This is a genomic window from Phenylobacterium sp. J426, from assembly GCF_024699945.1.
In the GTDB taxonomy this organism is placed as follows: domain Bacteria; phylum Pseudomonadota; class Alphaproteobacteria; order Caulobacterales; family Caulobacteraceae; genus Phenylobacterium.
This window is the reverse complement of the sequence record NZ_JAJOMY010000001.1, coordinates 3656531-3678722: the sequence shown is the minus strand read 5'-3', so window position 1 is coordinate 3678722 and position 22192 is coordinate 3656531. Positions and strand designations below refer to the sequence as shown.

Annotated in this window: 19 protein-coding genes, 1 tRNA gene and 4 pseudogenes; 13 read left to right on the top strand and 11 right to left on the bottom strand. The window is 69.8% G+C overall.

Annotated elements, in window-relative coordinates; all coding sequences use genetic code 11:
- Positions 1-24: 24 nt before the first annotated feature.
- Genes LRS10_RS19390 through LRS10_RS19375 form a run of 4 tightly spaced genes read right to left on the bottom strand, consistent with a single transcriptional unit; the run spans position 25 to position 3594 of the window.
- Positions 25-669, bottom strand: coding sequence for an ABC-type transport auxiliary lipoprotein family protein (locus tag LRS10_RS19390; protein ID WP_257838667.1), 645 nt, complete (start codon positions 667-669; stop codon positions 25-27).
- Positions 666-1637 (bottom strand): MlaD family protein, encoded by a 972-nt coding sequence (locus LRS10_RS19385; RefSeq protein WP_257838666.1) that lies wholly within the window; start codon positions 1635-1637, stop codon positions 666-668. The genes LRS10_RS19390 and LRS10_RS19385 overlap by 4 nt, the downstream gene beginning before the upstream one ends.
- Entirely contained in the window at positions 1637-2473 is an 837-nt protein-coding gene (locus LRS10_RS19380) for an ABC transporter ATP-binding protein (protein WP_257838665.1), read from the bottom strand. Before LRS10_RS19380 ends, LRS10_RS19385 begins: the two co-directional genes overlap by 1 nt.
- Positions 2470-3594, bottom strand: coding sequence for an MlaE family lipid ABC transporter permease subunit (locus LRS10_RS19375; RefSeq protein WP_257838664.1), 1125 nt, complete (start codon positions 3592-3594; stop codon positions 2470-2472). The genes LRS10_RS19380 and LRS10_RS19375 overlap by 4 nt, the downstream gene beginning before the upstream one ends.
- Before the next feature lie 253 nt (positions 3595-3847).
- Here LRS10_RS19375 and LRS10_RS19370 point away from each other — a divergent pair, with 253 nt between their 5' ends.
- The 6 genes and pseudogenes from LRS10_RS19370 (at position 3848) to fghA (ending at position 7711) form a co-directional block, all read left to right on the top strand.
- The gene (locus LRS10_RS19370) at positions 3848-4159 is read left to right on the top strand and encodes a hypothetical protein (RefSeq protein ID WP_257838663.1); all 312 of its coding nucleotides are present in this window, start codon (positions 3848-3850) and stop codon (positions 4157-4159) included.
- A gap of 31 nt (positions 4160-4190) precedes the next feature.
- On the top strand, positions 4191-4715 hold the full coding sequence (locus LRS10_RS19365; RefSeq protein ID WP_257838662.1) for a YdcF family protein: 525 nt from the start codon (positions 4191-4193) through the stop codon (positions 4713-4715).
- Positions 4716-4771: 56 nt separating this feature from the next.
- Positions 4772-4900 carry a hypothetical protein gene (locus tag LRS10_RS19360; RefSeq protein WP_257838661.1) on the top strand — a complete coding sequence of 43 codons (129 nt, stop codon included), beginning with the start codon at positions 4772-4774 and terminating at the stop codon, positions 4898-4900.
- A gap of 286 nt (positions 4901-5186) precedes the next feature.
- Positions 5187-5693, top strand: coding sequence for a hypothetical protein (locus LRS10_RS19355; protein WP_257838660.1), 507 nt, complete (start codon positions 5187-5189; stop codon positions 5691-5693).
- A 78-nt stretch (positions 5694-5771) separates the two neighbouring features.
- A pseudogene (locus LRS10_RS19350) lies at positions 5772-6882 on the top strand (S-(hydroxymethyl)glutathione dehydrogenase/class III alcohol dehydrogenase).
- Positions 6882-7711, top strand: a pseudogene (gene fghA / locus LRS10_RS19345) (S-formylglutathione hydrolase). The pseudogenes LRS10_RS19350 and fghA overlap by 1 nt, the downstream one beginning before the upstream one ends.
- A 98-nt stretch (positions 7712-7809) precedes the next feature.
- On the opposite strand, the gene LRS10_RS19340 reads toward fghA, so the two are convergent.
- Positions 7810-10284, bottom strand: coding sequence for a TonB-dependent receptor (locus LRS10_RS19340; protein ID WP_257838659.1), 2475 nt, complete (start codon positions 10282-10284; stop codon positions 7810-7812).
- Between the two features lie 224 nt (positions 10285-10508).
- Complete coding sequence (locus tag LRS10_RS19335; RefSeq protein ID WP_257838658.1) at positions 10509-11273, bottom strand: helix-turn-helix transcriptional regulator; 765 nt, start codon at positions 11271-11273, stop codon at positions 10509-10511.
- Positions 11274-11406: 133 nt separating this feature from the next.
- Here LRS10_RS19335 and LRS10_RS19330 point away from each other — a divergent pair, with 133 nt between their 5' ends.
- The 7 genes and pseudogenes from LRS10_RS19330 (at position 11407) to LRS10_RS19305 (ending at position 19299) form a co-directional block, all read left to right on the top strand.
- A complete protein-coding gene (locus LRS10_RS19330; RefSeq protein WP_257838657.1) occupies positions 11407-13782 on the top strand; it encodes a TonB-dependent receptor in 2376 nt (791 codons plus the stop codon).
- A 10-nt stretch (positions 13783-13792) separates the two neighbouring features.
- Complete coding sequence (locus LRS10_RS19325) at positions 13793-14971, top strand: acyl-CoA dehydrogenase family protein (protein WP_257838656.1); 1179 nt, start codon at positions 13793-13795, stop codon at positions 14969-14971.
- Positions 14972-14984: 13 nt separating this feature from the next.
- On the top strand, positions 14985-15392 hold the full coding sequence (locus LRS10_RS19320) for a MerR family DNA-binding transcriptional regulator (protein WP_257838655.1): 408 nt from the start codon (positions 14985-14987) through the stop codon (positions 15390-15392).
- 658 nt (positions 15393-16050) lie between these two features.
- Positions 16051-16608, top strand: a complete 558-nt coding sequence (locus tag LRS10_RS19315; RefSeq protein ID WP_257838654.1) for an aminotransferase class IV — start codon at positions 16051-16053, stop codon at positions 16606-16608.
- A gap of 117 nt (positions 16609-16725) precedes the next feature.
- Positions 16726-17766: pseudogene (locus tag LRS10_RS19310) on the top strand (mannose-1-phosphate guanylyltransferase/mannose-6-phosphate isomerase); the annotation flags it as partial.
- A gap of 94 nt (positions 17767-17860) precedes the next feature.
- A complete protein-coding gene (locus tag LRS10_RS24590) occupies positions 17861-18139 on the top strand; it encodes a cupin domain-containing protein (RefSeq protein WP_308238028.1) in 279 nt (92 codons plus the stop codon).
- 2 nt (positions 18140-18141) lie between these two features.
- On the top strand, positions 18142-19299 hold the full coding sequence (locus tag LRS10_RS19305; protein ID WP_257838653.1) for a tetratricopeptide repeat protein: 1158 nt from the start codon (positions 18142-18144) through the stop codon (positions 19297-19299).
- On the opposite strand, the gene LRS10_RS19300 is transcribed toward LRS10_RS19305, so the two are convergent.
- From LRS10_RS19300 to LRS10_RS25325, 5 genes and pseudogenes are all read right to left on the bottom strand, one after another.
- Positions 19270-19344, bottom strand: a tRNA-Val gene (locus tag LRS10_RS19300). The genes LRS10_RS19305 and LRS10_RS19300 overlap by 30 nt on opposite strands.
- A gap of 57 nt (positions 19345-19401) precedes the next feature.
- Positions 19402-20097: a phosphoglycolate phosphatase gene (gene gph / locus LRS10_RS19295; RefSeq protein WP_257838652.1), complete on the bottom strand. Its 696-nt coding sequence runs from the start codon at positions 20095-20097 to the stop codon at positions 19402-19404.
- Positions 20087-20593, bottom strand: a complete 507-nt coding sequence (locus tag LRS10_RS19290) for a transferrin receptor-like dimerization domain-containing protein (protein WP_257839212.1) — start codon at positions 20591-20593, stop codon at positions 20087-20089. The genes gph and LRS10_RS19290 overlap by 11 nt, the downstream gene beginning before the upstream one ends.
- 160 nt (positions 20594-20753) lie before the next feature.
- Positions 20754-21656, bottom strand: coding sequence for a M28 family peptidase (locus LRS10_RS19285; RefSeq protein ID WP_257838651.1), 903 nt, complete (start codon positions 21654-21656; stop codon positions 20754-20756).
- A gap of 88 nt (positions 21657-21744) precedes the next feature.
- A pseudogene (locus tag LRS10_RS25325) lies at positions 21745-22146 on the bottom strand (PA domain-containing protein); the annotation flags it as partial.
- Positions 22147-22192: the final 46 nt, after the last annotated feature.

The following is a 22192-nucleotide window of genomic DNA, read 5'->3' as shown; positions in this document are numbered from 1 at the left end:
TCGACGCCCCAGGAGGCTTGCTCATCAGGTGGTTGGCCGGGCCTCGGCGTTCGTCCAGGCGACGATCTCGCCCAGCACCTGGGCCACGGCGCCGTCGTAAGCTTCCACGATCGAGCTGACCCGGTTGTCGCCGGCGCGCACCTGCGTCTCGAACATGCGCTCGCGCACGCTGCTCGCCTGGCCGGCGCTGAGGGTGGCGGCGACGCGGATGACGACGACCGGCGCGGCCTTCGAGCCGTTGTCGTAGCGGCTCTCGAAGTTCCGCACCTCCAGCCGCAGCGCATAGGGCGCCGAGCCCGGCTCCCCGCGCGAAACGAGGCGAACAGGACCGGTGTTGGCGTCGAAGGCGGCGACCACGGCCTGGTTGAACAGGGTTTGAGCCGGGGCGACCCAGCGGGTCTCGGCGATGTAGGCCGCCTTGCCGCCGGTGACCGTCAGGATCCGATCGCCGGCCGCTTCGCGCTGGAAGGGTCCCGGCGTCCGGAGGACGCCGACGCTCTGGACGGGCGCCGACGGCTGACCCGGCTCGCCGACTGCCGACTGGCCGAAGCGGTAGAGGTGCGCGGGCTTGCCGCCGCCCAGCAGCGCGCAGCCGCCGAGGGCCAGGGCGCCGGCGGCCAGGACGCCCGCCATCATGGTCGCCGGAGCGAGGCGGCGCATCGTCGTCATTGGGGCACCTTCACTTCTTCGGACTTGCGGGAGACGGAGCCGGCGATCCCGTTTTGCTGCAGGTCGTTCAGCAGCCGTTCGAGCGACTCGGCTGTCTCCTGCAGCTGGCTCACCGACTGGGTGATCTGCGGCAGGCCGCTGGTGGCGAATTCGGTTGTCGGGCCCTGCAGGCGGGCGACCATGCCGCGGACGTCGGCGGCCGCGGCGCGCGCTTCCTCGGCGGCGTCAGCCAGGTTCTTGGCGGTGCGGCGGCCGTCGGTGTCGACCAGCTGACGGCTGGAGCGCGCGAGGAGGGTGATCTCGGCGGTCGCCTCGTCGACCCGCTGCAACGCGGTCTGGGCGTCGGCGATGATCGCCTTGCGCTCGCGCAGTTCGGCGGTGACGGCCTGGACGTCGGACAGCGACGCCGAGAACGTCTTGATGTTCTGGTCGGAGAGGACGCGGTTCACCCGGTCCAGCGCCTCGATGGTGCGCGTCAGAACCGTGCCGCCGCCTTCCAGCAGATCGGACAGGGTGCTGCGCTGGCTGCGCAGGACGGGAATGCACTCGCGTCCCAGGCCCAGGCCCTGGCGCTCGCACTCGCGCTGCGCCTCGTCCTTGAGCAGCGGCCTGGACGGCGTCCCCGCCGTGATCTGGATGTAGTTCACCCCCGTGATCCCCTGCGGCTCCAGGGTCGCGAAGCTGTCGACCCGGATCGGCACGTCCGAGGTGACCCGAACGCGGGCGATCACCCGGCTGGGATTGGTGCGATCGAGGGCGATCTTGGTGACCTCGCCCACCTTGATGCCGTTGAACTGCACGTCGCCGCCTTCGGACAGGCCGCGCACGGGCCCCTGGAAGAGGATGTCGTAGGTGTCGTTCTGCTGGGCGAACTGGAAACGCGCCAGCCAGACGACGAAGATCGCCAGCGCCGCCACCAGGATGAGGGTGGACAGGCCCACGAGCGCGTAGTTGGCGTTCCGTTCCATCAGGCCTCTCTCGTCCGGGCGCCCGCCGCGGCGCGGCCGCGCGGTCCCAGGAAGTATTCGCGGATCCAGGGGTGGTCCGCCTTTTCCAGTTCGGTCACCGGGGCGGTGGCCACCACGTGCTTGTCCGCCAGCACGGCCACCCGGTCGGTGATCTCATACAGCGTGTCGAGGTCGTGGGTGATCATGAAGACGGTCAGGTCCAGGCTCTCCGACAGGTCCTTGATCAGCGCGTCGAACGCGGCGGCGCCGATCGGATCCAGCCCGGCGGTGGGCTCGTCGAGGAACAGCAGCTCGGGATCGAGCGCCAGGGCGCGGGCGAGGCCGACGCGCTTGCGCATGCCCCCCGAAAGCTCCGAGGGCTTGAGATCGGCCGCGTCGGGTCGCAGCCCAACGAGGGCGATCTTCAGCGCCGAGAGCTCGTCGATCTCCTTGGCGGTGAGGTCGGTGTGCTCGTGCATGGGCGCGGCGACGTTCTCCTTGACCGTCAGGTTGGAGAACAGCGCGCCGGCCTGAAACAGAACCCCCCAGCTGCGCTCCAGCGCCGACCAGCGGCGCCGCGACGCGCGGGCGAGGTCGGCGCCCAGCACCTTCACCTCGCCGTCCTCGGGCTCCTTGAGACCGATGATGGTGTTCAGCAGCACCGACTTGCCCGAGCCCGAGCCGCCGACCACGCCGAGGATCTCCCCGCGCTTGACGGTCAGGTCGAGGTTGTCGTGCACCACGTGATCGCCGAACTGCGACCGCAGTCCCCGAACCTCCACCGCAGGACCTTCGTTGTCGAGCAGCTCGTCTTCGGGAATCTGGGCTTCCGCCGCCTTGTCCATGGGCCCGCTCATACGTCGAGCTCCATGTAGATCAGGGCGAAGGCGGCATCGATGACGATGATCGCGAAGATCGCGTGGACGACGGCGGCGGTGACCCGGCGGCCGAGGGACTGGACGTCGCCGCCGACCTCCATGCCCTGGCGGCAGCCGATCCCCGCGATCACGCCGGCCATGAACGGGGCCTTGATCAGCGCCAGCCAGAAATGGGTGGGCCCCACGCTGTCGACGATCCGCTGCAGGAAGAAGGCCGGACCAAGGTCCAGCGTGGACCAGGCGACGATGATGCCGCCCACCAGGCCCGACAGCGTCGCGACGAAGGTCAGCAGGGGAATGACGACCACCAGGGCCGCGAACCTGGGGAGCACCAGCGCCTCGAACGGGTCGACGCCCATGACCCGCATGGCGTCGATCTCCTGGTTCATCTTCATGGAGCCGATCTCGGCCGCGAAGGCCGAGGCCGAGCGGCCTGCCAGCAACACCGCCGTGATCACGATGTTGAACTCGCGCATCATCGAGATGCCGATGAGTTCGACCGCGAACACCTGGGCGCCGAACTGTCGCAGCATGCTGGCCCCGATGAAGGCCACAACCGCGCCGATGAAGAACGTCGTCACGGCCACCACGGGGATCGCGTCGAGGCCCGCCCGCTCCATGGTGCTGACCAGCGCCGGCCAGCGGATGCGCCGGGGATCGGTGAAGAGCCACACGAAGCTGCGGCCCAGCACCACCAGCAGGTGGCCCAGGAACCCCATGGTGTCGAGGAAGTCCTTGCCGAAGGCGACGACGCCCTTGCCGACGCGGACGGTCAGGCTTTCGCGCGCCGGCCCGCGGCGGGTTTCGGGCTCGACCTTGACCGCCTCGTGCACGACTTCCAGCAGGCGCAGCGTCTCGGGCCTCGCCTTCACCTTGTCCAGTTCGAAGCCGCGGCCGGCTGCGCGCACGATGGCGTAGGCGCCCGCGGTATCCATCCGCCGGACCCGGGACAGGTCGATAGCGACGTTGTCGAGACCATCGAGGGCTTCGGCGAGGCCTGGGCCTGCGCCGCCCAGCATGCGCGCGGTCCAGTCGCCGGCAAGCGCCACCGTGGGACGATCCGTCGCGGGCTCGAGGCTGAAGTCGGCGGGTCTCTCCATGCGGGCGTCCCGGACGCTGCGTCGGCGGTCCGAGTCTTGTGTCTCCTCGAAAGTCAGCACCCTAGCAGAGCCGCCGGAAGGGGCGAACGTCCATATGGCGAAGGTTGTTCCGCCCCGCCAGAGCTCGAGCGTGAGGTCCCAAGGTCAAGCTAGGCCCACATTTGGTCGAATTCGGACCCGACGAGAGGGGCGCGCCCCGCCTGCCGCGATTCAAACCGCGTCCGCCGGGGCCGCGTGACAGTGGAGAGTAGGTTTGACCCGCCAGATCGAGCTCGCCGGCAAGTCCGGCGCCCGCTACCGCTACACGTCGATCGACGAGGACCGCTTCCTGCCGCCGGCGGGCGCCAACTACGTGATCGCCGAGGTGACGCCCGAGGGACCGCACGTGGTCTACGCGGGCGAGACGGACAACCTCGCCAGCCAGAACTGGCGCGGCGCCCTGGAGGAGGCGCGGCGGAAGTACGCCGGGGCGAAGATCCTCACGCGCCTGAACGTCACCCGCGCCGTGCGCGAGGCGGAACGTGAAGACCTGATCGAACAGTACCACCCGCCGCTGAACCAGTAGCGGCAGCCGTTGCGCGGTCTATGCTGGCGCCATGACCGGCCCGCCGCTCATCGCCATCTTCGGCGCCGCCGTCCTGCCGCAGGGGCCGTCGCCGTCCCTGCTGCGGCGCATCGGTTACGGCCTGGCGGCGGCGCAGGCGTATCCCGAGGCCCCGGTGCTGTGTTCCGGCGGGGTCGGCCGCTTCGGTCCGTCCGAAGCCTCGGTGATGGTCGAGCGGTTGCTCGCCGAGGGCGTCACGCCCCAACGGCTCATCCAGGACGACGCCAGCCTCGACACCCTGCAAAGCGTGGCCGTCGCGGCCCGTTGGGTCCGCCGGACGGGCGCCAGCCGGGTGATGGTGTGTAGCGACGCGTATCACGTCCCGCGGATCCGCATGATGCTGGGCGTCCTGTCCGTCGCCAGCGAGGCCGGGCCCAGGCTGCCGGGCCGCGGGGGCGCGAGCCTGGGAAACTGGATGCGGATGACGCTGCGCGAAGGCCTCGCCATCCCCTATGATCTCGCGCTCGTCCTGGCCCGCCGACGCGAACTGGCGGGTGAGGGCGCTTCGGCGTCATAGTCCTGACCAACTCCACGCGAAGAGGTGGTCTGAAAGCTCCTGACCGCAAGACGATCATGTCCGAACCGAACGATCAGAACCCCTACGCCCGCAACAGCGCCTGGCCGAAGATGCCCCAGGCGCCGTTCCGCGTCGGGCCGCTGCCGAAGGCCGCCGAAGCCGCGCCCCCCGAAGCCGACGCCTGAACCGCCGCGGCAGAGCATCACCCCGGTCTTCACCCGCCCCGCTGGACCGACGCCCGCCTTCACCCGGCCGATCACACCGGCCCCCGGGCCGCGACCGCAGCCCCAGGTCCAGGGCCAGATTCAGCCCCAGGCCCAATCCCAGGCCCAATCCCAGGCCCGGATCCCGCCGCAGTCCGCGATCCCGGAGCCCGTGACGCCGCGGCCGATGCCGCAGCCGGCCGCCGCGCCTCGGCCGGTCGCTCCGCCTGCGCCGCCCGTCGTCGCGCCGCCGGAGCCTCAGGCCGCCGTGTTCGCGGCTCCCGCCGACCGCGCCGCAAAGCCGAAGGCGAAGCCATGGCTGCCGCTCGCCACGGCCGGCGGGCTGGGCCTCGCGGCAATGGGGGGATTGGCGTTCCTGCTGACGCGCGACCCCGAACCGGTCGCGCCGGTTGTCGCGCCGGCCGCAACGGTCCCGGCCGCGGCTGACGCGCCGACGATCGCTGCGGTCCCTCCGCCAACAGCGTCCGAGGCGCCGCCCGCCGCCCCTGTCGCCGAACCACCGACCCGCCAGGTCGCGGCGGCGCCGGCCGCCCAAAGGCGGGCCGCAACAACCGCGGAGGTCGCCCAGACCGCCCGCGCCGCCGAGACTCCTCCGGCGGCGGAGCCGGCGCCGGTTATCGACCTGCCTGCTGCTTCCCCACCCACGGCCTCGGGACCGGTGACCCTGCCCACGCCAGCGCCTGCGCTGAAGCCCTACACCCCGCCGGCGGCGCCCGACCCCAACGCGCCCATGGAGAAGCGGCGCGACTACTAGCCGGCCTCTCGCTCCGACCCTGTTCGACGCAGGCGGGCGTGCTAGAACGCGCCCGAAATCCCAGATCTGGAGTGGCCCATGAAGACGCGCGCGGCGGTGGCTTTCGCGGCGAAGCAGCCGTTGGAAATCGTGGAGGTGGACCTGGAAGGTCCGCGCGCCGGCGAGGTGCTGGTCGAGATCAAGGCCACCGGCGTCTGCCACACCGACGCCTACACGCTCGACGGCTTTGACTCCGAAGGCATCTTCCCGTCGATCCTTGGCCATGAAGGCGCGGGCGTGGTCGTCGAGGTGGGGCCGGGCGTGACCAGCGTCCAGCCGGGCGACCACGTGATCCCGCTCTACACGCCCGAATGCCGGCAGTGCAAAAGCTGCCTCAGCCGCAAGACGAACCTGTGCACCGCGATCCGCGGCACCCAGGGCAAGGGCCTGATGCCGGACGGCTCCAGCCGGTTCTCGTACAAGGGCCAGCCGATCTTCCACTACATGGGCTGCTCCACGTTCTCGAACTACACGGTGCTGCCCGAGATCGCCGTGGCCAGGATCCGCAAGGACGCGCCGTTCGAGACCGCCTGCTACGTGGGCTGCGGTGTGACGACGGGCGTCGGCGCGGTGGTCAACACCGCCGACGTCGAGGCGGGCGCCAACTGCATCGTCTTCGGCCTGGGCGGCATCGGCCTGAATGTGATCCAGGGCCTGAAGATGGTGGGCGCGGGCATGATCGTCGGGGTCGACATCAATCCGGATCGCGAAGAATGGGGCCGCCGCTTCGGCATGACCCATTTCGTCAATCCGAAGGCGGTGGAGGGCGACCTGGTGGCCCATCTCGTGGCCCTGACCGACGGGGGGCGCCGACTACACCTTCGACGCCACCGGCAACACGACCGTCATGCGCCAGGCGCTGGAGGCCTGCCACCGCGGCTGGGGCGAGAGCATCATCATCGGCGTGGCCGAGGCGGGCAAGGAAATCGCCACGCGGCCGTTCCAGCTGGTGACCGGCCGGGTCTGGAAGGGGACGGCCTTTGGCGGCGCGCGCGGCCGCACCGACACGCCGAAGATCGTCGACTGGTACATGGACGGGAAGATCGAGATCGACCCGATGATCACCCACAAGCTGCCGCTGGAGCGCATAAACGAGGCCTTCGACCTGATGCATGCCGGCGAGAGCATCCGCAGCGTGATCGTCTACTGATGGAGCTTCTCACCCAGACGAAGAGCTTCGGCGGCCTTCAGGGCGTCTATCGGCATGAGAGCCGGGAGACCGGCACGCCGATGGTCTTCAGCGTCTTCGTCCCGCCGCAGGCGCGCGAGGGGCCGCGGCCGGTGGTCTGGTACCTGTCGGGTCTCACCTGCACCCATGCCAATGTGACGGAGAAGGGCCAGTTCCAGCGGGCCTGCGCCGAGCTCGGCCTGATCTTCGTCGCGCCAGACACCAGTCCGAGAGGCGAGGGCGTCGCCGACGATCCAGCCTATGACTTCGGCCAGGGCGCGGGCTTCTACGTCGACGCGACCCAGGCGCCCTGGGCGCAGCACTTCCGGATGGAGAGCTACATCGTCTCCGAACTTCCGGAGCTGATCGCCGCGCAGTTCCCCGCGGACATGGATCGCCAGGGGATCACCGGCCATTCCATGGGCGGTCACGGCGCCCTGACCCTGGCGCTGAAGAACCCCGGCCGCTGGAAGAGCGTCTCGGCCTTTGCGCCGATCAGCTCGCCGATGCGCTGCCCGTGGGGCGAGAGGCGCTGCGCGGCTACCTCGGCGAGGGCCGGGAGGCTTGGCGGCGCTATGACGCGACCGCGCTGCTGGACGACGGCGCCCAGGTTTCCGAGCTGCTGGTCGACCAGGGCGAGGCCGACGATTTCCTGGCGGACCAGCTGAAGCCCGAGCTGCTGGCGGACGCCTGCGAGCGCGCGGGCGTGCCGCTGACGCTGCGTCTGCAGCCCGGTTACGACCACAGCTACTATTTCGTCTCCAGCTTCATGGCGGATCATCTGGCCTGGCACGCGGCCAGGCTGGCTTAGCTCCATCCCGCCGGGCTGTCTGGCCGGGGGCGGCGCCAAAAAGAAAAGCGGCCCGGATCGCTCCGGGCCGCTCCGAACCTCTCTGGGAGAGGATCGCTCTAGTACTTGAACCGCAGCGTCGCGCCCACGGTGCGCGGAGCGCCGAGGAAGGCGTTGTAGACGCTGACGGCGTCGTTGTTCTCGTCCACCTGGAACGGCCCGTTGAAGCCGACCTGGATGTAGTCCTTGTTGAACAGGTTGTTGGCCCACAGCTCGACGGTCCAGCTCTCGTCCTCGGCGCCGAGGCCGACACGGCCGTTCACCAGCACCATGGAGTCCTGCACCTTGCTCGGGTGCAGGTCGGAGCCGGTGTTGTAGCGCGAGGTGAACTTGCCCGAGAGGTTCGCGCGGAACTTCAGGTCCGAGAACACGTCACGCTCGTAGGAGCCGGCCAGCGACGCCGACCAACGCGGCGCGAACGACAGCTGGGCGCCGGGCAGGCGGCGCAGGCTGTTGAAGCGCGTCGGGTTGAGCAGGTCGGCCGCGGTGAATTCGCCGATCTCGGTTTCGGCGTAGGTGACGCCGCCCTGGAAGGTGAGGCCGTCGACCGGCGGCAGGTAGATGAAGTCGATGTCGACGCCGCGCGAGGTGACCTTCGGCAGGGTCTCGACCACGAAGGCCGTGCCGACGAAGGTGTTCAGCTGGAAGTCCTCGAACTTCTGGTAGAACAGCGCCGCGTTGAGCAGCAGCGAGTTGTTCAGCCAGGAGGTCTTGGCGCCCAGCTCGTAGCTGTCGACCGACTCGCCACGGAAGCTGGTGTCCGCATCGGCCGTGAAGTTCGGGCCGGTGGGGGTGACGAGGATCGCCTGCTCGCGGTCGAGGTTGAAGCCGCCCGCCTTGTAGCCGCGCGAGTACGAGGCGTACGTCATCAAGTCGCGGTTCCAGCGGTAGGCTAGCTTGGCCGTGCCGGTGACTTCTTCCTCGGTGCGCTTCTGGGTGGTGACGCCCAGATCGTCGAAGTCGTTGTTCTGGGCGTTCAGGCACAGGCCGCCGACGATGGTGGTGGCGGTGGCTTGGCCCAGCAGGCCGGCGAGGGTCGCGAAGCGCGCCTCGCCCTGATCGCAGGACGAACCCGTCGTGGTGTAGTCGGTGACGAGGGTCTTCTTGTCCTTCAGATAGCGCAGGCCGACGGTCAGCTCGAGCTGCTCGGTGATCGCGAACGAGTTGTTCGTGAACAGCGCATAGCTCTTGCCGTCCTGGGCGTAGCGGTCGTCCGAACCGGCGCCTTGCTGGAAGATCGTGCCAGGCGTCAGGCCGACCAGCGCCGGCACGCCGCTCAGCACGCGCCCGGCGAAGTAGGCGTAGTAGTCCGAGCCGTAGTTGAAGACGGCGCGGCTATCCAGGTCCTCCTCGGCGTAGAAGCCGCCGACCAGCCAGTTGAGGCGGCCGTCCATAGCTTCCCCGGCGACGCGGACTTCCTGCGAGAACTGCTTGAAGCCGACGCCGTTGGAGCCGTCGTTCGGACGATAGACCAGGTCCGCGGCGGTGAAGTCGCTGTCCTGGCCGGTCTCGGCGTTCCACTTCCGCCAGGCGGTGATCGAGGTCAGCGTCATGTCCGGCGTGAGGCGCCACGTCAGCTCACCCGAGACGCCACGGTCCTCGACACGCTGGTCGGTCGGGCGGTTGGCGTAGCCCAGACGGTCGAACGGCGTCGACGTCAGGTCCAGCGAGCCTGGACGCACCGCCTCGATGAAGCGGGCGCGGCTGTTGGCGGCGTCGCCGACGAACAGCTGGGTGCCGACGCAGCAGTCCTCGTTCCGCTTCGTGTAGTCGGCGATGACGCGGAAGCTGACCGCTTCGGTCGGCTCGAACTGCAGCTGGCCGCGGACGGTGTAGAAGTTCTGGTTGTTGTCGTCGTGCTGACCACGCGGACCGGGACCGGTGATGATGTCCTGGTAGCCGTTGCGCGCCCGGGCGGCGGCGTAGATGCGGCCGGTGACGCCGTCGGTGATCGGGCCCGACAGCGAGCTCGAGAAGCCGAACTGCTCGTAGTCGCCGACGGTGACTTCCGACTGGGCCTGGACGTCCTGCGTCGGGCCGGCGGTGATGATGTTGATCACGCCCGCCGAGGTGTTCTTGCCGAACAGGGTGCCTTGCGGGCCCTTCAGCACTTCGATGCGGGTGACTTCGCCCAGATCGCCGAACGACACGCCGTTCCGCGGGCGGTAGACGCCGTCGATCACGATGCCGACGGACGATTCCAGGCCGGGGTTGTCGCCCACGGTGCCGACGCCGCGCACGCGGGCGGTGACGATGGTTTCGTTCGAGGTCGAGGTGACGGTCAGGCCGGGGGTCAGGACGGTCAGCTCGCGGATGTCGCGGACGCCGGCGTCCTGCAGCAGCTGGCCGCTGACAGAGGTCACGACGATCGGCACGTCCTGCAGGCTCTGCTCGCGCTTCTGAGCGGTGACGACGATCTCGTCGATCTCGCGCGCCCCGGTCGTTTCCTCTTGCGCCTGCGCGGCGGTGGCGAAGGCGGCGGCAGCCATGACGCCCGCGAGGGCGGTGCTGCGCATCAGATAGTTCATACGCATATGGTTTTGGTTCTCCCCGAGCTGCGCCCCACAGGGGGAGTCGCGGGCGCACGCTCACGGGCGGGTAGAGAGGCGCTTCGGCCGCGCGGCAATGACGCGAGCGTCAAAAATGCGTCACGATGGACGGCTGTGGCATGGCGGCCACGCCCCTGCCGCGGTTCACAGGCGAAAAGCCATATTTCCGCCACGTAAGGAAAAACGCCGGTCAGTCAAAATTGCGGGGATTACGGGCGCAGTGTCGGGAGGTCTGCGGAGCCGATGTAGCCGAGGGTCGCGGCCCGATGGATGGCCTGGGAACGTCCCGCGACCCCCAGCTTCCGCGAGGCGTTGACGATGTGGAACCGCACGGTAGGCGTGGAGATGGCGACGATCTTGCCGATCTCGGCGTCGGTCTTCCCGGCCGCCGCCCATTTCAGGCACTGGATCTCCCGGCGCGTAAGGTGGGCCGGAGCCTCGGTGGCGCCGGCGCCGGTGGCCTCCGCGTAGGTCGCCACGAAGCGCAACGCCAAGGCATGCAGTTCGGCCGCCCGCGCGTCGAAGAGCCCGGCGACGTCCAGCTCGGGGTCGGTTGACGCCCACACCACCGCGCCGATCACGCCGCCCGGCAGATACGCCGGGGCGACCACGGCGGCCGCGACCCCGAAAGCTTCGATCCCCTCCGCCGTCACCGCCTCCAGCGCCGCGTTCGCGCGCCACGACCACATGCGGCCGCCGGTGAAGTAGAACGGCTCGGAGCAGGCGCGGCAGGCGTGGATGAAGGCCGCCCTCAAGGCGAAGGCCCGATCCTCCCAGTAACGGAAGTCGCCGATCCAGCGGAACGTGGTCTCGGCGAGCGGGCGGCCGTCAGGTCCGACCGGCGGGGTCGGACTGCCGATGTCGGCGCTGACGGCCGTATAGGGCAGGTCCATGGCCTTGCCGGCGGCCGCGATCTCGCGCGCCAGCGCGGCGGCTTCCTCCAGTCGCACTGAAGACCCAGGCCGGGCGAACATGGCCTCGACGCCTCCACCCTATCACTTTCGATAGCTTGTTCGTTGCAGGCGCTCTCCGCAAGCTCTCCCTCGACGGACCCGGTTTGAAGCCGGGCTGCCATTCAGCCGCCAAAGAGCGGCGCGGGAGGGAAGTATGACCGAATGGAAGTGGGGCGCGTCCGCCCTGGTGATCGCTGGCCTGTGCGCGGCCGGTCCGGCCTCGGCCCAGGACGACGCCCAGGGCTCCGTGATCGAAGGCATCGTCGTCACTGCGCAGAAGCGTGAGCAGAACCTGCAGGACGTGCCGATCGTCGTGAACGTGGTGTCGGGCCAGCAGCTGCAGGACGCTGGCGTGCGCGACGTGAAGGACCTGCAGGTCCTGACCCCCGGCCTCAGCGTGACCTCCTCCACCGGCGGCGCCCAGACCTCGATCCGGATCCGCGGCGTAGGGACCATCGGAGACAATCCCGGCCTGGAATCCTCGGTCGGCACCGTCATCGACGGCGTCTATCGTGCGCGCTCGGGCGTGGCCTTCGGCGACCTCGGCGAGATGGAGCGCATCGAGGTGCTGAAGGGGCCGCAGGGCACCGTCTTCGGCAAGAACACCTCGGCCGGGGTGATCAACGTCATCACCAAGGCCCCCGAGTTCGACTTCGGCGCCAACGGCGAACTTACCTACGGCAGCCACGACCATCTGGCCGCCGCGGCCTCGGTGACCGGGCCGATCACCGACACCCTGGCCGGCCGCATCTTCGCTGCGCGTCGGGTGCGGGACGGGTTCTACGACGTCTCCAACGGCGCGGGGCCGTCCACCGAGAAGGACAACGACGACCAGAACGTGACGACCGTCCGCGGGCAACTTCTGTGGCTGCCGACGGACTCGCTTTCGTTCCGCTTCCTCGCCGACTGGACCAAGCGCGAAGAGCACTGCTGCCTCGACGTGGCGACGGTGCCCGGCGCGACCGCGGCGATCATCGACGCCCTGGCGGCCGACGCGGGCATCCTGCGCCCGGCCGACCCGTTCCGGCGCCGCGCCTTCGCCAACCGCGAGTCCGTCCAGGACATCGAGGACATGGGCGTGTCGCTGCAGGCGGACTGGGAGTTGACGGACGACATCACCGTCACCTCGATCACCGCCTGGCGGGACTGGGAGAACTTCCAGGCGAACGACATCGACTTCAGCTCGGCCGACATCTGGTATCGCCCCGATGACGGCCGGACGTTCTCCAAGTTCGAGACCTTCTCGCAGGAGCTGCGCTTCGCCGGCCGGAGCGGGCCGCTCGACTGGATGATCGGCGGCTACTACTCGGACGAGCAGCTTGAATCGAGCGCCTACACGCTCTTCGGCGTGAGCTACGAAACCTACTTCGGCCTGCTGCTCTCGGGCGGGACCAACCCGACGGCGGTGTCGGCGCTCACGGGCATCCCGGCGGGCCAGAACTTCATCGCCGGGCAGGGCTCGTACGACCGCTACGACCACTCCAACAAGGGCTGGGCGCTGTTCACCAACAACACCTGGCACGTCACCGACTCCTCGAGGTCACCTTCGGCCTTCGCTACACCGACGACACCAAGAAGGTGTTCTCGCGGTACCGGAACACCGCGCCGGGGAACGCCTGCGCCGCGGCCATCGTACGGCCGATCCCGGCCGCGGCCCGCACCGCGATCTGCGCGCCCACGGGGGGATCCGGCGTTCAACAACGTCGACACCCGTCAGGAGCGCAGCGAGGACCGCCTCGGCGGGACGGTGAAGGTCAGCTACCGCTTCAACCCGGAGCTGATGACCTACGTGTCCTACGCCAGCAGCCATAAGAGCGGCGGCTTCAACCTCGACCGTGCTCGCTTCGAGCCAGGCCGGATCAATCCGGACACCAGCTTCGCCGCCGAGACGGTCGAGAGCTACGAGGCCGGCTTCAAAAGCAATCTCGCCGGGAACACCCTGCTCCTGAACGCGGCGGCCTTCGACCAGACCTTCAAGAACTTCCAGCTCAACACCTACACCGGCGTCAGCTTCGTGGTGGCCTCGGTGCCGAAGGTGACCTCGAAGGGCGTCGACCTTGACCTCGTCTACCGTACGCCGTTCGAGGGCCTGACCGTCACCGGCGGCGTCACCTATGCCGTCACCCAGTTCGGGAACTTCGTGCCGACGGCGGGCATCGGCCCGCGGCTGCCCACCTCGCGGGTGTCTTACGCGCCGCTGTGGTCGGCCTCCTGGTCGGCGGCCTACGAGAAGCCGCTGGGCGAGGACTTCAAGCTGCGGGCCAGTGTCTCGGGCCGCTACACCTCGGCCTACAACACCGGCTCGAACCTCGACCCGCTGAAGCGTCAGCGGCCGATGACCCTGTGGAACGGCCGCGTCGGCGTGGGGCCGGAGGACGAGCGCTGGATGCTGGAGGTCTGGGCACAGAACCTCACCGACGTGAACTACTACCAGGTGGTGGTCGACCAGCCGCTGCAGAGCGGCACCTTCGCGGCGTTCCTCGGCGCGCCGCGGACGGTGGGCGCGACCCTGCGGGTCAAGTTCAACTGAGCTGCCGGGCATGGACCTCGACCTGACACCGGATGATCTCGCGTTTCGGGACGAGGTCCGCGCCTTTCTCGCGGAAAACCTGACGCCGGAGTTGAAGGCGGCCGGCGCCCGGCAGACGAGCGTCTTCGTCGAGCCCCGCTACAGCCTGGCCTGGCAGAGAATCCTGCATCGGAAGGGTTGGGTCGCACCGTCCTGGCCCAGGGAATACGGCGGACCCGGCTGGAGCGAGACCCAGAGGGCCATCTTCGCCGCCGAATGCGTCCAGGCCTCGGCGCCGTCGCTGGCCCCGATGGGGCTGCGGATGGTGGGCCCCTGCATCATGCGGTACGGGACCGACGCCCAGAAGGCCCACTATCTGCCCCGCATCCTCTCGGGTGAGGACTACTGGTGCCAGGGCTACTCCGAGCCGGGCTCGGGGTCTGATCTCGCGTCGCTTCAGCTCAGGGCGGTAAGTGACGGAGACGACTACGTTCTTTCCGGATCCAAGATCTGGACCACCCACGCCCACCACGCCAACAGGATGTTCTGCCTCGTGCGCACCAGCACGGACGGCAAGCCCCAGGCGGGCATCACCTTCCTGCTGCTCGACATGGCGTCACCCGGCATCAAGGTGGACCCGATCATCACGCTCGCCGGCGAGCACGAGGTGAACCAGGTCTTCTTCGATGAGGTGCGCGTGCCGCGGTCCGGCCGCCTGGGTGAGGAGAACCAGGGCTGGACGGTCGCCAAGTACCTGCTGGAGTTCGAGCGGGGCGGGGGCTCGGCGCCCGGACTGAAGATGCAACTGGAGCGGCTGCGGCAGGCGGCGGGGGATGTTCTCGCCGACGCGCACTATCGCCGGAAGGTCGCGGAGCAGGAGATCGCCGTGCAGGCGATCGACATCTCCGAGCTGCGGGTGCTGAGCGCGCTCGCCGGCGGCAAGAACCCGGGGCCGGCCTCCTCCATGCTCAAGACGCAGGGCACCGAGGCCATGCAGGGGATCGACACCCTCGCGGTGGAGGCGGCGGGGCTCTACGCCGCCGTCGACCAGCCGGAGGCCCGGGAGGCGGGTTCGAACGTCACGCCCGTCGGGCCGGACCACAGTCTCACCGCAATGGCCAGGTACCTGAACAACCGGGCCGCCTCGATCTACGGCGGCTCCAACGAGATCCAAAGGGACATCATCGCCCGCCTCGTGCTGGGCCTATAGGAGGAAGAGGACCGTGACGCTGAACCTTCGCCGTCCGTATCGGACCTATTCGATCACCCAGCTCTGCAAGGAGTTCGGCGCGACTCCGCGGGCGTTGCGCTTCTACGAGGAGCAGGGCCTGCTCACGCCCGCCCGCCGCGATCTGACGCGCATCTATTCCTACAAGGATCGCGCCCGGCTGGCGCTGATCATGCGCGGCCGCAAGGTGGGTCTCTCGGTCGCCGAGATCCGCGACATCCTCGATCTCTACGAGGAAGAGGGCGAGCCCGCACAGAACGCCCACGCCCTGGCCATCTTCAAGCGCCGCATCGACGCCCTGCTGCAGCAGCGCGAGGCGGTCGACGAGGCGATCGAGGCGCTGAAGCAGGCCTCCGGACGACTGCAGCAGAAGTACTTCCCGGAAGGCCACCTCCCGGCCTGATCCAGCCTCCGTCCGCGGGGCCGGGCAGGGACTTTAGGCTCCAGGTTCCGCGGACTGGCCCTTGCGGCGCGCGCGGGCGTGTGCTTTCGCCGATGGTCCTGCATCAGCGATGATAGGATCATGGACACCTTGCTCATCAACCGACGCCCGCATGCTTCTCCGACGCCGCCGCACGCGCGGGCGGCGCTGCTCGAGGATCCGGGGTTCGGCAAGGTATTCACCGACCATATGGTCACGATCCGCTGGACCGAGGGCCAGGGCTGGCACGACGCCCAGGTGAAAGCCCGCGAGCCGTTCCAGCTGGATCCGGCCGCAGCCGTCCTGCACTACGCTCAGGAGATCTTCGAAGGCCTCAAGGCCTATCGGACCCGCGGCAACGGCGTGACGCTGTTCCGGCCCCAGGCGAACGCGCAGCGGTTCCTGGATTCAGCCGAGCGGATGGCCATGCCGGCCCTGCCGCCCGAGCTGTTCCTCGCCGCCATCGAGACCCTGGTCCGCACCGACGCCGACTGGATCCCCACCAGCGAGGGCGCCAGCCTCTACCTGCGGCCCTTCATGATCGCCACCGAGGCGTTCCTGGGCGTGCGGCCGGCGGCGGAATACATCTTCTGCGTCATCGCCTGCCCGGTGGGCCTACTTCAAGGGCGGGGCCAAGCCCGTGACCGTGTGGGTGTCCGACGCCTACACCCGCGCGGCGCCCGGCGGCACCGGCGCGGCCAAGTGCGGCGGCAACTATGCCGCAAGCCTGGTCGCCCAGGCCGAGGCGATCAAGAACGGGTGCGACCAGGTGGTCTTCCTGGACGCGGCCGAGCACCGCTACGTGGAAGAGCTTGGCGGCATGAACGTGTTCTTCGTCTTCGACGACAACACGCTCGTCACCCCGCCGCTGGGCGGCACCATCCTGCCCGGCGTGACGCGGGACTCGATCCTGACGCTCGCCGCCGACGCCGGACTGAAGGTGGAGGAGCGCCTCTACACGTTCGAGGACTGGCAGGCCGATGCGAACAGCGGCCGGCTGAAGGAGGCCTTCGCCTGCGGCACCGCCGCCGTGCTCGCCGCCATCGGCGAGATCCGCCACGCCGGCGGCGCCTTCAAGATCGGCGACGGCTCGGAAGGGCCGGTCACCACGAGGCTGCGCGACCAGCTCACCGGCATCCAGCGGTGCACGGCGCCTGACCCGTACGGCTGGGTGCACGAGATCGACATGGCTGGCTGACGCCTGGGCGGAGGTTGCGGTCATCGGCGCTGTGGCCTGGGCCAGGCGGTCGGGTTAGGAGATCGGCGGTCGCCCGCCGCTCTCCTCGTCGGCGGCGAGCCGCTTAGGGGGCGAGCTTTGAGCAAGATCCATCCCGTCATCCTGTCCGGCGGTTCCGGTTCGCGGCTCTGGCCGCTGTCGCGGGAGAGCTATCCGAAGCAGCTGCTGCCGCTGGCCGGCGAGCGGACGATGTTGCAGGAGACGGCGGCCCGCGTGCTGGACGCGGCGCGGTTCGAGAGCCTGATGGTCGTCGCCAACGAGGACCATCGCTTCGTCATCGCCGAGCAGCTGCGGGCGATCGGGGTGGAGCACCCGACGATCGTCCTGGAGCCGGTGGCGCGCAACACCGCCCCGGCCGTGGCGGTCGCCGCCCTGCTGGCCGCCGAACGGGACGCGGACGCCGTCGTCCTGGTGATGCCGGCCGACCACGTGATCCAGGACCCTGATGGTTTCCTCGCCGCGGTCGAGGCGGGGCAGGGCGCCGCCGCCGAAGGCCGCCTGGTGCTGTTCGGCATCCAGCCCGACTCGCCCGCCACCGGCTACGGCTACATCCGCTCGGGCGACGCCGCCGGTCGCGTCCGTCCGGTCGCCGAGTTCGTCGAGAAGCCGGATCTGGCCACCGCCGAGAGCTATCTGGCGGACGGCCGCTATCTCTGGAACAGCGGCATCTTCCTGCTGCCGGCGGCCAAGCTGCTGGCCGAGCTGGAGCGGCATGAACCGGCGGTGCTGGCGGCCGTGCGCGCGGCGGTGGCGGGCGCCCAGCGCGACCTGACCTTCCTGCGGCTCGACAAGGCGGCCTTCGCCCGGAGCCCCGCCATCTCGGTCGACCACGCGGTCATGGAGCGCACCGCTGCGGCCGCCGTCGTGCCGGGCGACTTTGGCTGGAGCGATGTCGGGGCCTGGTCGGCCCTCTGGGAAATCGGAGACCGCAACGGCGACGCCAACGTCCTGCTGGGCGACGTCACGGTGCAGGACACCCGCGGTTCCTACATCCGCAGCGAGGGGCCGCTGGTGGTTACCGTGGGCGTCGAGGACCTGGTGGTGGTGGCCAGTTCCGACGCGGTGCTGGTGACGCGCAAGGACGCCGACCAGGGCGTCAAGGCCGCCGTGGAAGCCCTGAAGGCCCGCAACCATCCCGCCGCCACCCAGAACCGCCGCGTCTACCGGCCGTGGGGGCTTCTACGAGGGCCTCCACGAGGGCGACCGGTTCCAGGTGAAGCGGATCACCGTCAATCCCGGCGAGAAGCTCTCGCTGCAGAAGCACTTCCACAGGGCCGAGCACTGGGTGGTGGTCAACGGCACGGCCGCCGTCCACGTCGGTGGCGAGGAGCGGCTGCTGGCCGAGAACGAGTCCGTCTACATCCCCCTGGGCGCCGTCCACCGCCTCAGCAACCCCGGCAAGGTGCCACTGAACCTCATCGAGGTGCAGTCGGGCCCCTACCTCGGCGAGGACGACATCGTCCGCTTCGAGGACGTCTACGCACGGGCCTGAGGGTGCGGCTCGCGGACCTGCTGGATCGCGGCGTCGCCGCCTATCGCGCCGACGACTATCGGCGGGCCGCCGACCTGTTCGCCGAAGCCGTCCGGCTCGCGCCCGACGATCCCAGACCGCACCAGAACCTGGGCGCGGCGCTCCGCCTGCTGGACCGCTTCGAAGAGGCCGAGGCCGCCTACCGGCGCGCCATCGCCCTCGACCCCGGCCTCGCCGGGCGCTGGACGAGCCTCGCCACCCACCTTCGCCACCTCGGGCGGCTGGAGGAGGCGGAGGCCGCCTATCGCGAGGCGCTCGCCCGGGCCCCGGGCGAGCGGGATGCGACCGCGGGCCTGGGCTACGCGCTCCTGACGCTCGGGCGCTACGCCGAGGGCTGGCCTCTGGCGGAGGCGCGCCGCGGGACGCTGGGGACGCCGGAACACCTGCCCGGCGCGGAATGGCAGGGACACGATCCCGCCGGCAAGCGCATCCTGGTCTGGCGAGAGCAGGGGCTCGGCGACATGATCCAGACCGCCCGCTACCTGCCGCTGCTGAAGGCCCGGGGCGCCGAACTCGCCATCGCGCCGCACGCCGAGCTCACCCGCTTGCTGGCCGGCCTGGACGTGTTCGGCGAGGTCAGCACGTTCGACTACGCCGTACTGCCGTTCTCGCTCCCCGGCCTGTTCGGCACGACGCTTGAGAACATCCCGCCGCCCGCGCCCTTCAAGGCCGCCGCGAAGCCGTCGGCAGGCCGCATCGGCGTGGTGTGGAAGACCCAGGCGCGGGCCTGGAACGCCCGGCACAAGTCTCTGCCGCCCGAGCTCGGTCGCGAGCTGCTGGCCATTCCCGGCGCGGTCAGCCTGCATCCCGAGGACAGCGGCGCGGCCGACATGCAGGACACCGCCGATCTCGTGGCCGGCCTTGACCTTGTGGTCACCGTCGACACCTCGGTTGCGCACCTGGCCGCCAGCCTCGGCAAGCCGACCTGGATCCTGCTGCCCGCCTACGGCGCCGACTGGCGCTGGCTTCGCGGCCGGACGGACACCCCCCTGGTACCCCAGCGCGACCCTGTTCCGTCAGACGCGCTCAGGCGACTGGGCGAGTGTGGTCGAGCAGGTGGTCCGCCGGCTCAGCTGATTTCGGGAAGAAGATGGTGGATGCGACAGGGATTGAACCTGTGACCCCCTCGGTGTGAACGAGGTGCTCTCCCGCTGAGCTACGCATCCGCCGGAGCACGACCTGGCGACAGGTCGCGCGGGAGGTGGGGCGTATAGCCGGAAGGCTTACGCGCCGCAAGCGCCCAAGAGCCTTTCGCAGGCCTCATGCAACTCGTCGAAATGATCGATCAGGATGTCGGGCGACAGCTCGGCCGCCGGCGTCTCGGTGTAGCCGAAGCTGACGAGGATCAGGCCCGCGCCCGCGGCCCGCGCCGCGCCGGCGTCGGTGGCGGCGTCGCCGACCATGAGCGTCCGGCGGATGTCGCCGCCGAGGGCCTCGACCGCTGTGGTGAGGTGCCGCGGATCCGGCTTGATGGCCGGCGCCGAGTCGGCCCCGACGATGGCCTCGAACCGGTCGGCGATCTTGAGCGCGCCCAGCAGCGAGGCCGAGAGGCCTGTCAGCTTGTTGGTGCACACGCAAAGCCGCGCGCCCGCACCCCGCAGCCGGTCCAGGGCCTCGACGCAGCCGGGGTAGGGGCGGCTCTCGTCGGCGATCCGCTCCAGGTAGCGGGCGATGAACCGATCGAACAGCGGCGGAACGCGGGCCTCGGGCAAGGGCGCGCCGGCCTCGGCGAAGCCGCGCTGGATCAGCCAGCGCGCGCCCTTGCCGATGAACGGCCGGGCTTCCTCCAGCGGGAAGGGGCGCACGCCCTCGGCCGTCAGCAGTTCGTTCAGCGTCCCGATCAGGTCGGGCGCGGTGTCGACGAGGGTGCCGTCCAGGTCGAAGGCGATGACGGCGCCCTCCAGTGTGTCAGCCGCCATGGATCACCCGCGTCGCTTCATCCAGACGCGAGGCGTAGTCGACCAGCGCCTCGGCGGTGAGCCCGATATAGGTCTTCGCGTCGTCGAAGCGACGTTCCTCGAGCGCCTCGCGGATGCCCGGAAGGGTCTTGGCGCCGTAGCCGGTGAAGCGGCCCGGCGCATAGATCATGTTCTTGTACCACGGGCGGAAAGGCAGGCCCTGTTCGCGCAGCAGCCGCTGGTCCAGCGTTAGGATCACCGCGTCCAGGCGTTTCCGTTGAGCGCGCGAGAGCGCGTCCCCCTTCGCCGCCAGCGCCTGGTCGAAGGCGGCGGCGCTGACCTTCAGCCTCGCCACCGCGGCGTCCATCGGGCCGAAGTCGAGCGATGGCGAGGCGGCGAAGGCGGCCGGGTCGCCGCGCGGCCGGGTGGGATCGTCGGCGAGCTTGTAGGCGCCGGCGGCCAGCAGCCTGGCCCGGGCGGCCGCCTCGTCACGCTTGCCGGAGTCCAGCTTCTTCACCTCGGCGAGGTAGCCCTCGACGGTGTCGGCGAAGTCGCCGTAGCGCTGCACCGGCCGGTCGGCGTCGGCGATCCGGATGACCAGACGGCCCACCGTGTCGGCCAGCGCTCCGGCATAGGCGTGCCCCGGGTCCACGAAGCGGCTGTGGTGCTCGTAGGTGTCATAGGCCGAATGGTAGACGCCGCCAGAGCTGCCCTCGCCGCCGTAGCTGACGTTCAGCGCCGGCAGGCCGAGGTGCTGCAGGAAAGCGGAGTAGTCCGAGCCGGAGCCCAGCGGTCCGATCGGCAGGTCCTTCGCCGGATCGAGGGCGATCTTCCCCACCGTCCGCGCCTCTTCGTTCGCCCCCCGGCGCGGCGCCGTTGACCGCATAGCGGGCCCGCAGCCGGTCCCGGACCGGGACGCCGGTCTGCGGATCCGTCACGTCGGCGGCGACCTCGTTCACGAGCCGCTGAAAGGCGTGGCTGCCGTCGACGTCCAGGAAGCCCCGGGCGTTGGAGTCGGAGTTGATGTAGATGACCGCCTTCTTCTTCAGCTCCGCCGCGTGGTGTTCGGCCCATTCGGTGGAGCCCAGCAGCATCGGCTCCTCGGCGTCCCAGCTCGCATACACGATGGTGCGCTTCGGCTTCCAGCCGGCCTTCTTCAGCGCGCCGAGCGCCTTGGCCTCGCCCATCATGGCGACGTGGCCCGAGATCGGATCGGTGGCGCCGAACACCCAGCCGTCGCGGTGATTGCCGCGCACCACCCACTCGTCGGGCCGTTCCGCGCCCTTCAGCCTGGCGATGACGTTGTAGGCCGGCTTGGGAGTCCATTCGGACTTCACCTTCAGCCGGACCAGAGCGTCTCCTTCGGCGCCGCCGACGTGGTAGGTGATCGGCAGGCCGCCGCGGAACGAAGCCGGCGCGACGGGGCCCTCCAACGATTTCAGCAGCGCCTGGGCGTCGCCGTACGAGATCGGCAGCGTCGGAATCTTCAGGATGGTCGGCGCCTCTTCGCGCGGCGTGCGCCTGGCGTTCCTGGTCGCGCCGTAGCCGATGGTGGTCGGGTCGCCGGGCGCGAAGGTCATGTCCGCAACCGAACCGCGTTGGAAGCCGGTCGGGGGGCCGGGCCGCGCCCTTCGGATAGACGTCGTCGGCGGAATAGCCGTCGTCGCGTGGGTCGGAGTAGATGATGGCGCCCACCGCGCCGTGCTCCTGCGCCAGCTTGGGCTTCAGGCCGCGCCAGCCCTGGCCGTAGCGGGCGATCACGATCTTCCCCTTCACCGAGACGCCGAGGCGCTCCAGGGCGTCGTAGTCGGCCGGCATGCCATAGTTCACATAGACCAGCGGAGCGGTCACATCGCCGTCGCCCTGGAAGGCCACGTAGGCGGGCAGGGCGTCCTGCTGGCGTGTCGAGCTTTCGTCCCCTGGGATCGGCGGCTCGGTCAGGGTGGCCTTGAAGGGCGCTCCGGCGCCGCGCACGAGCTCGAGGCCCACCTCCTGCGGTGTCGGATAGAGCACCCAGAACGTCTCGATCCTGGCGTCCCAGCCCCAGTCCCTGAACTGCTTCAGGGTCATCTCGGCGTTCGCCTTGTTGTGCGGCGCGCCAACATGGATCGGCAGG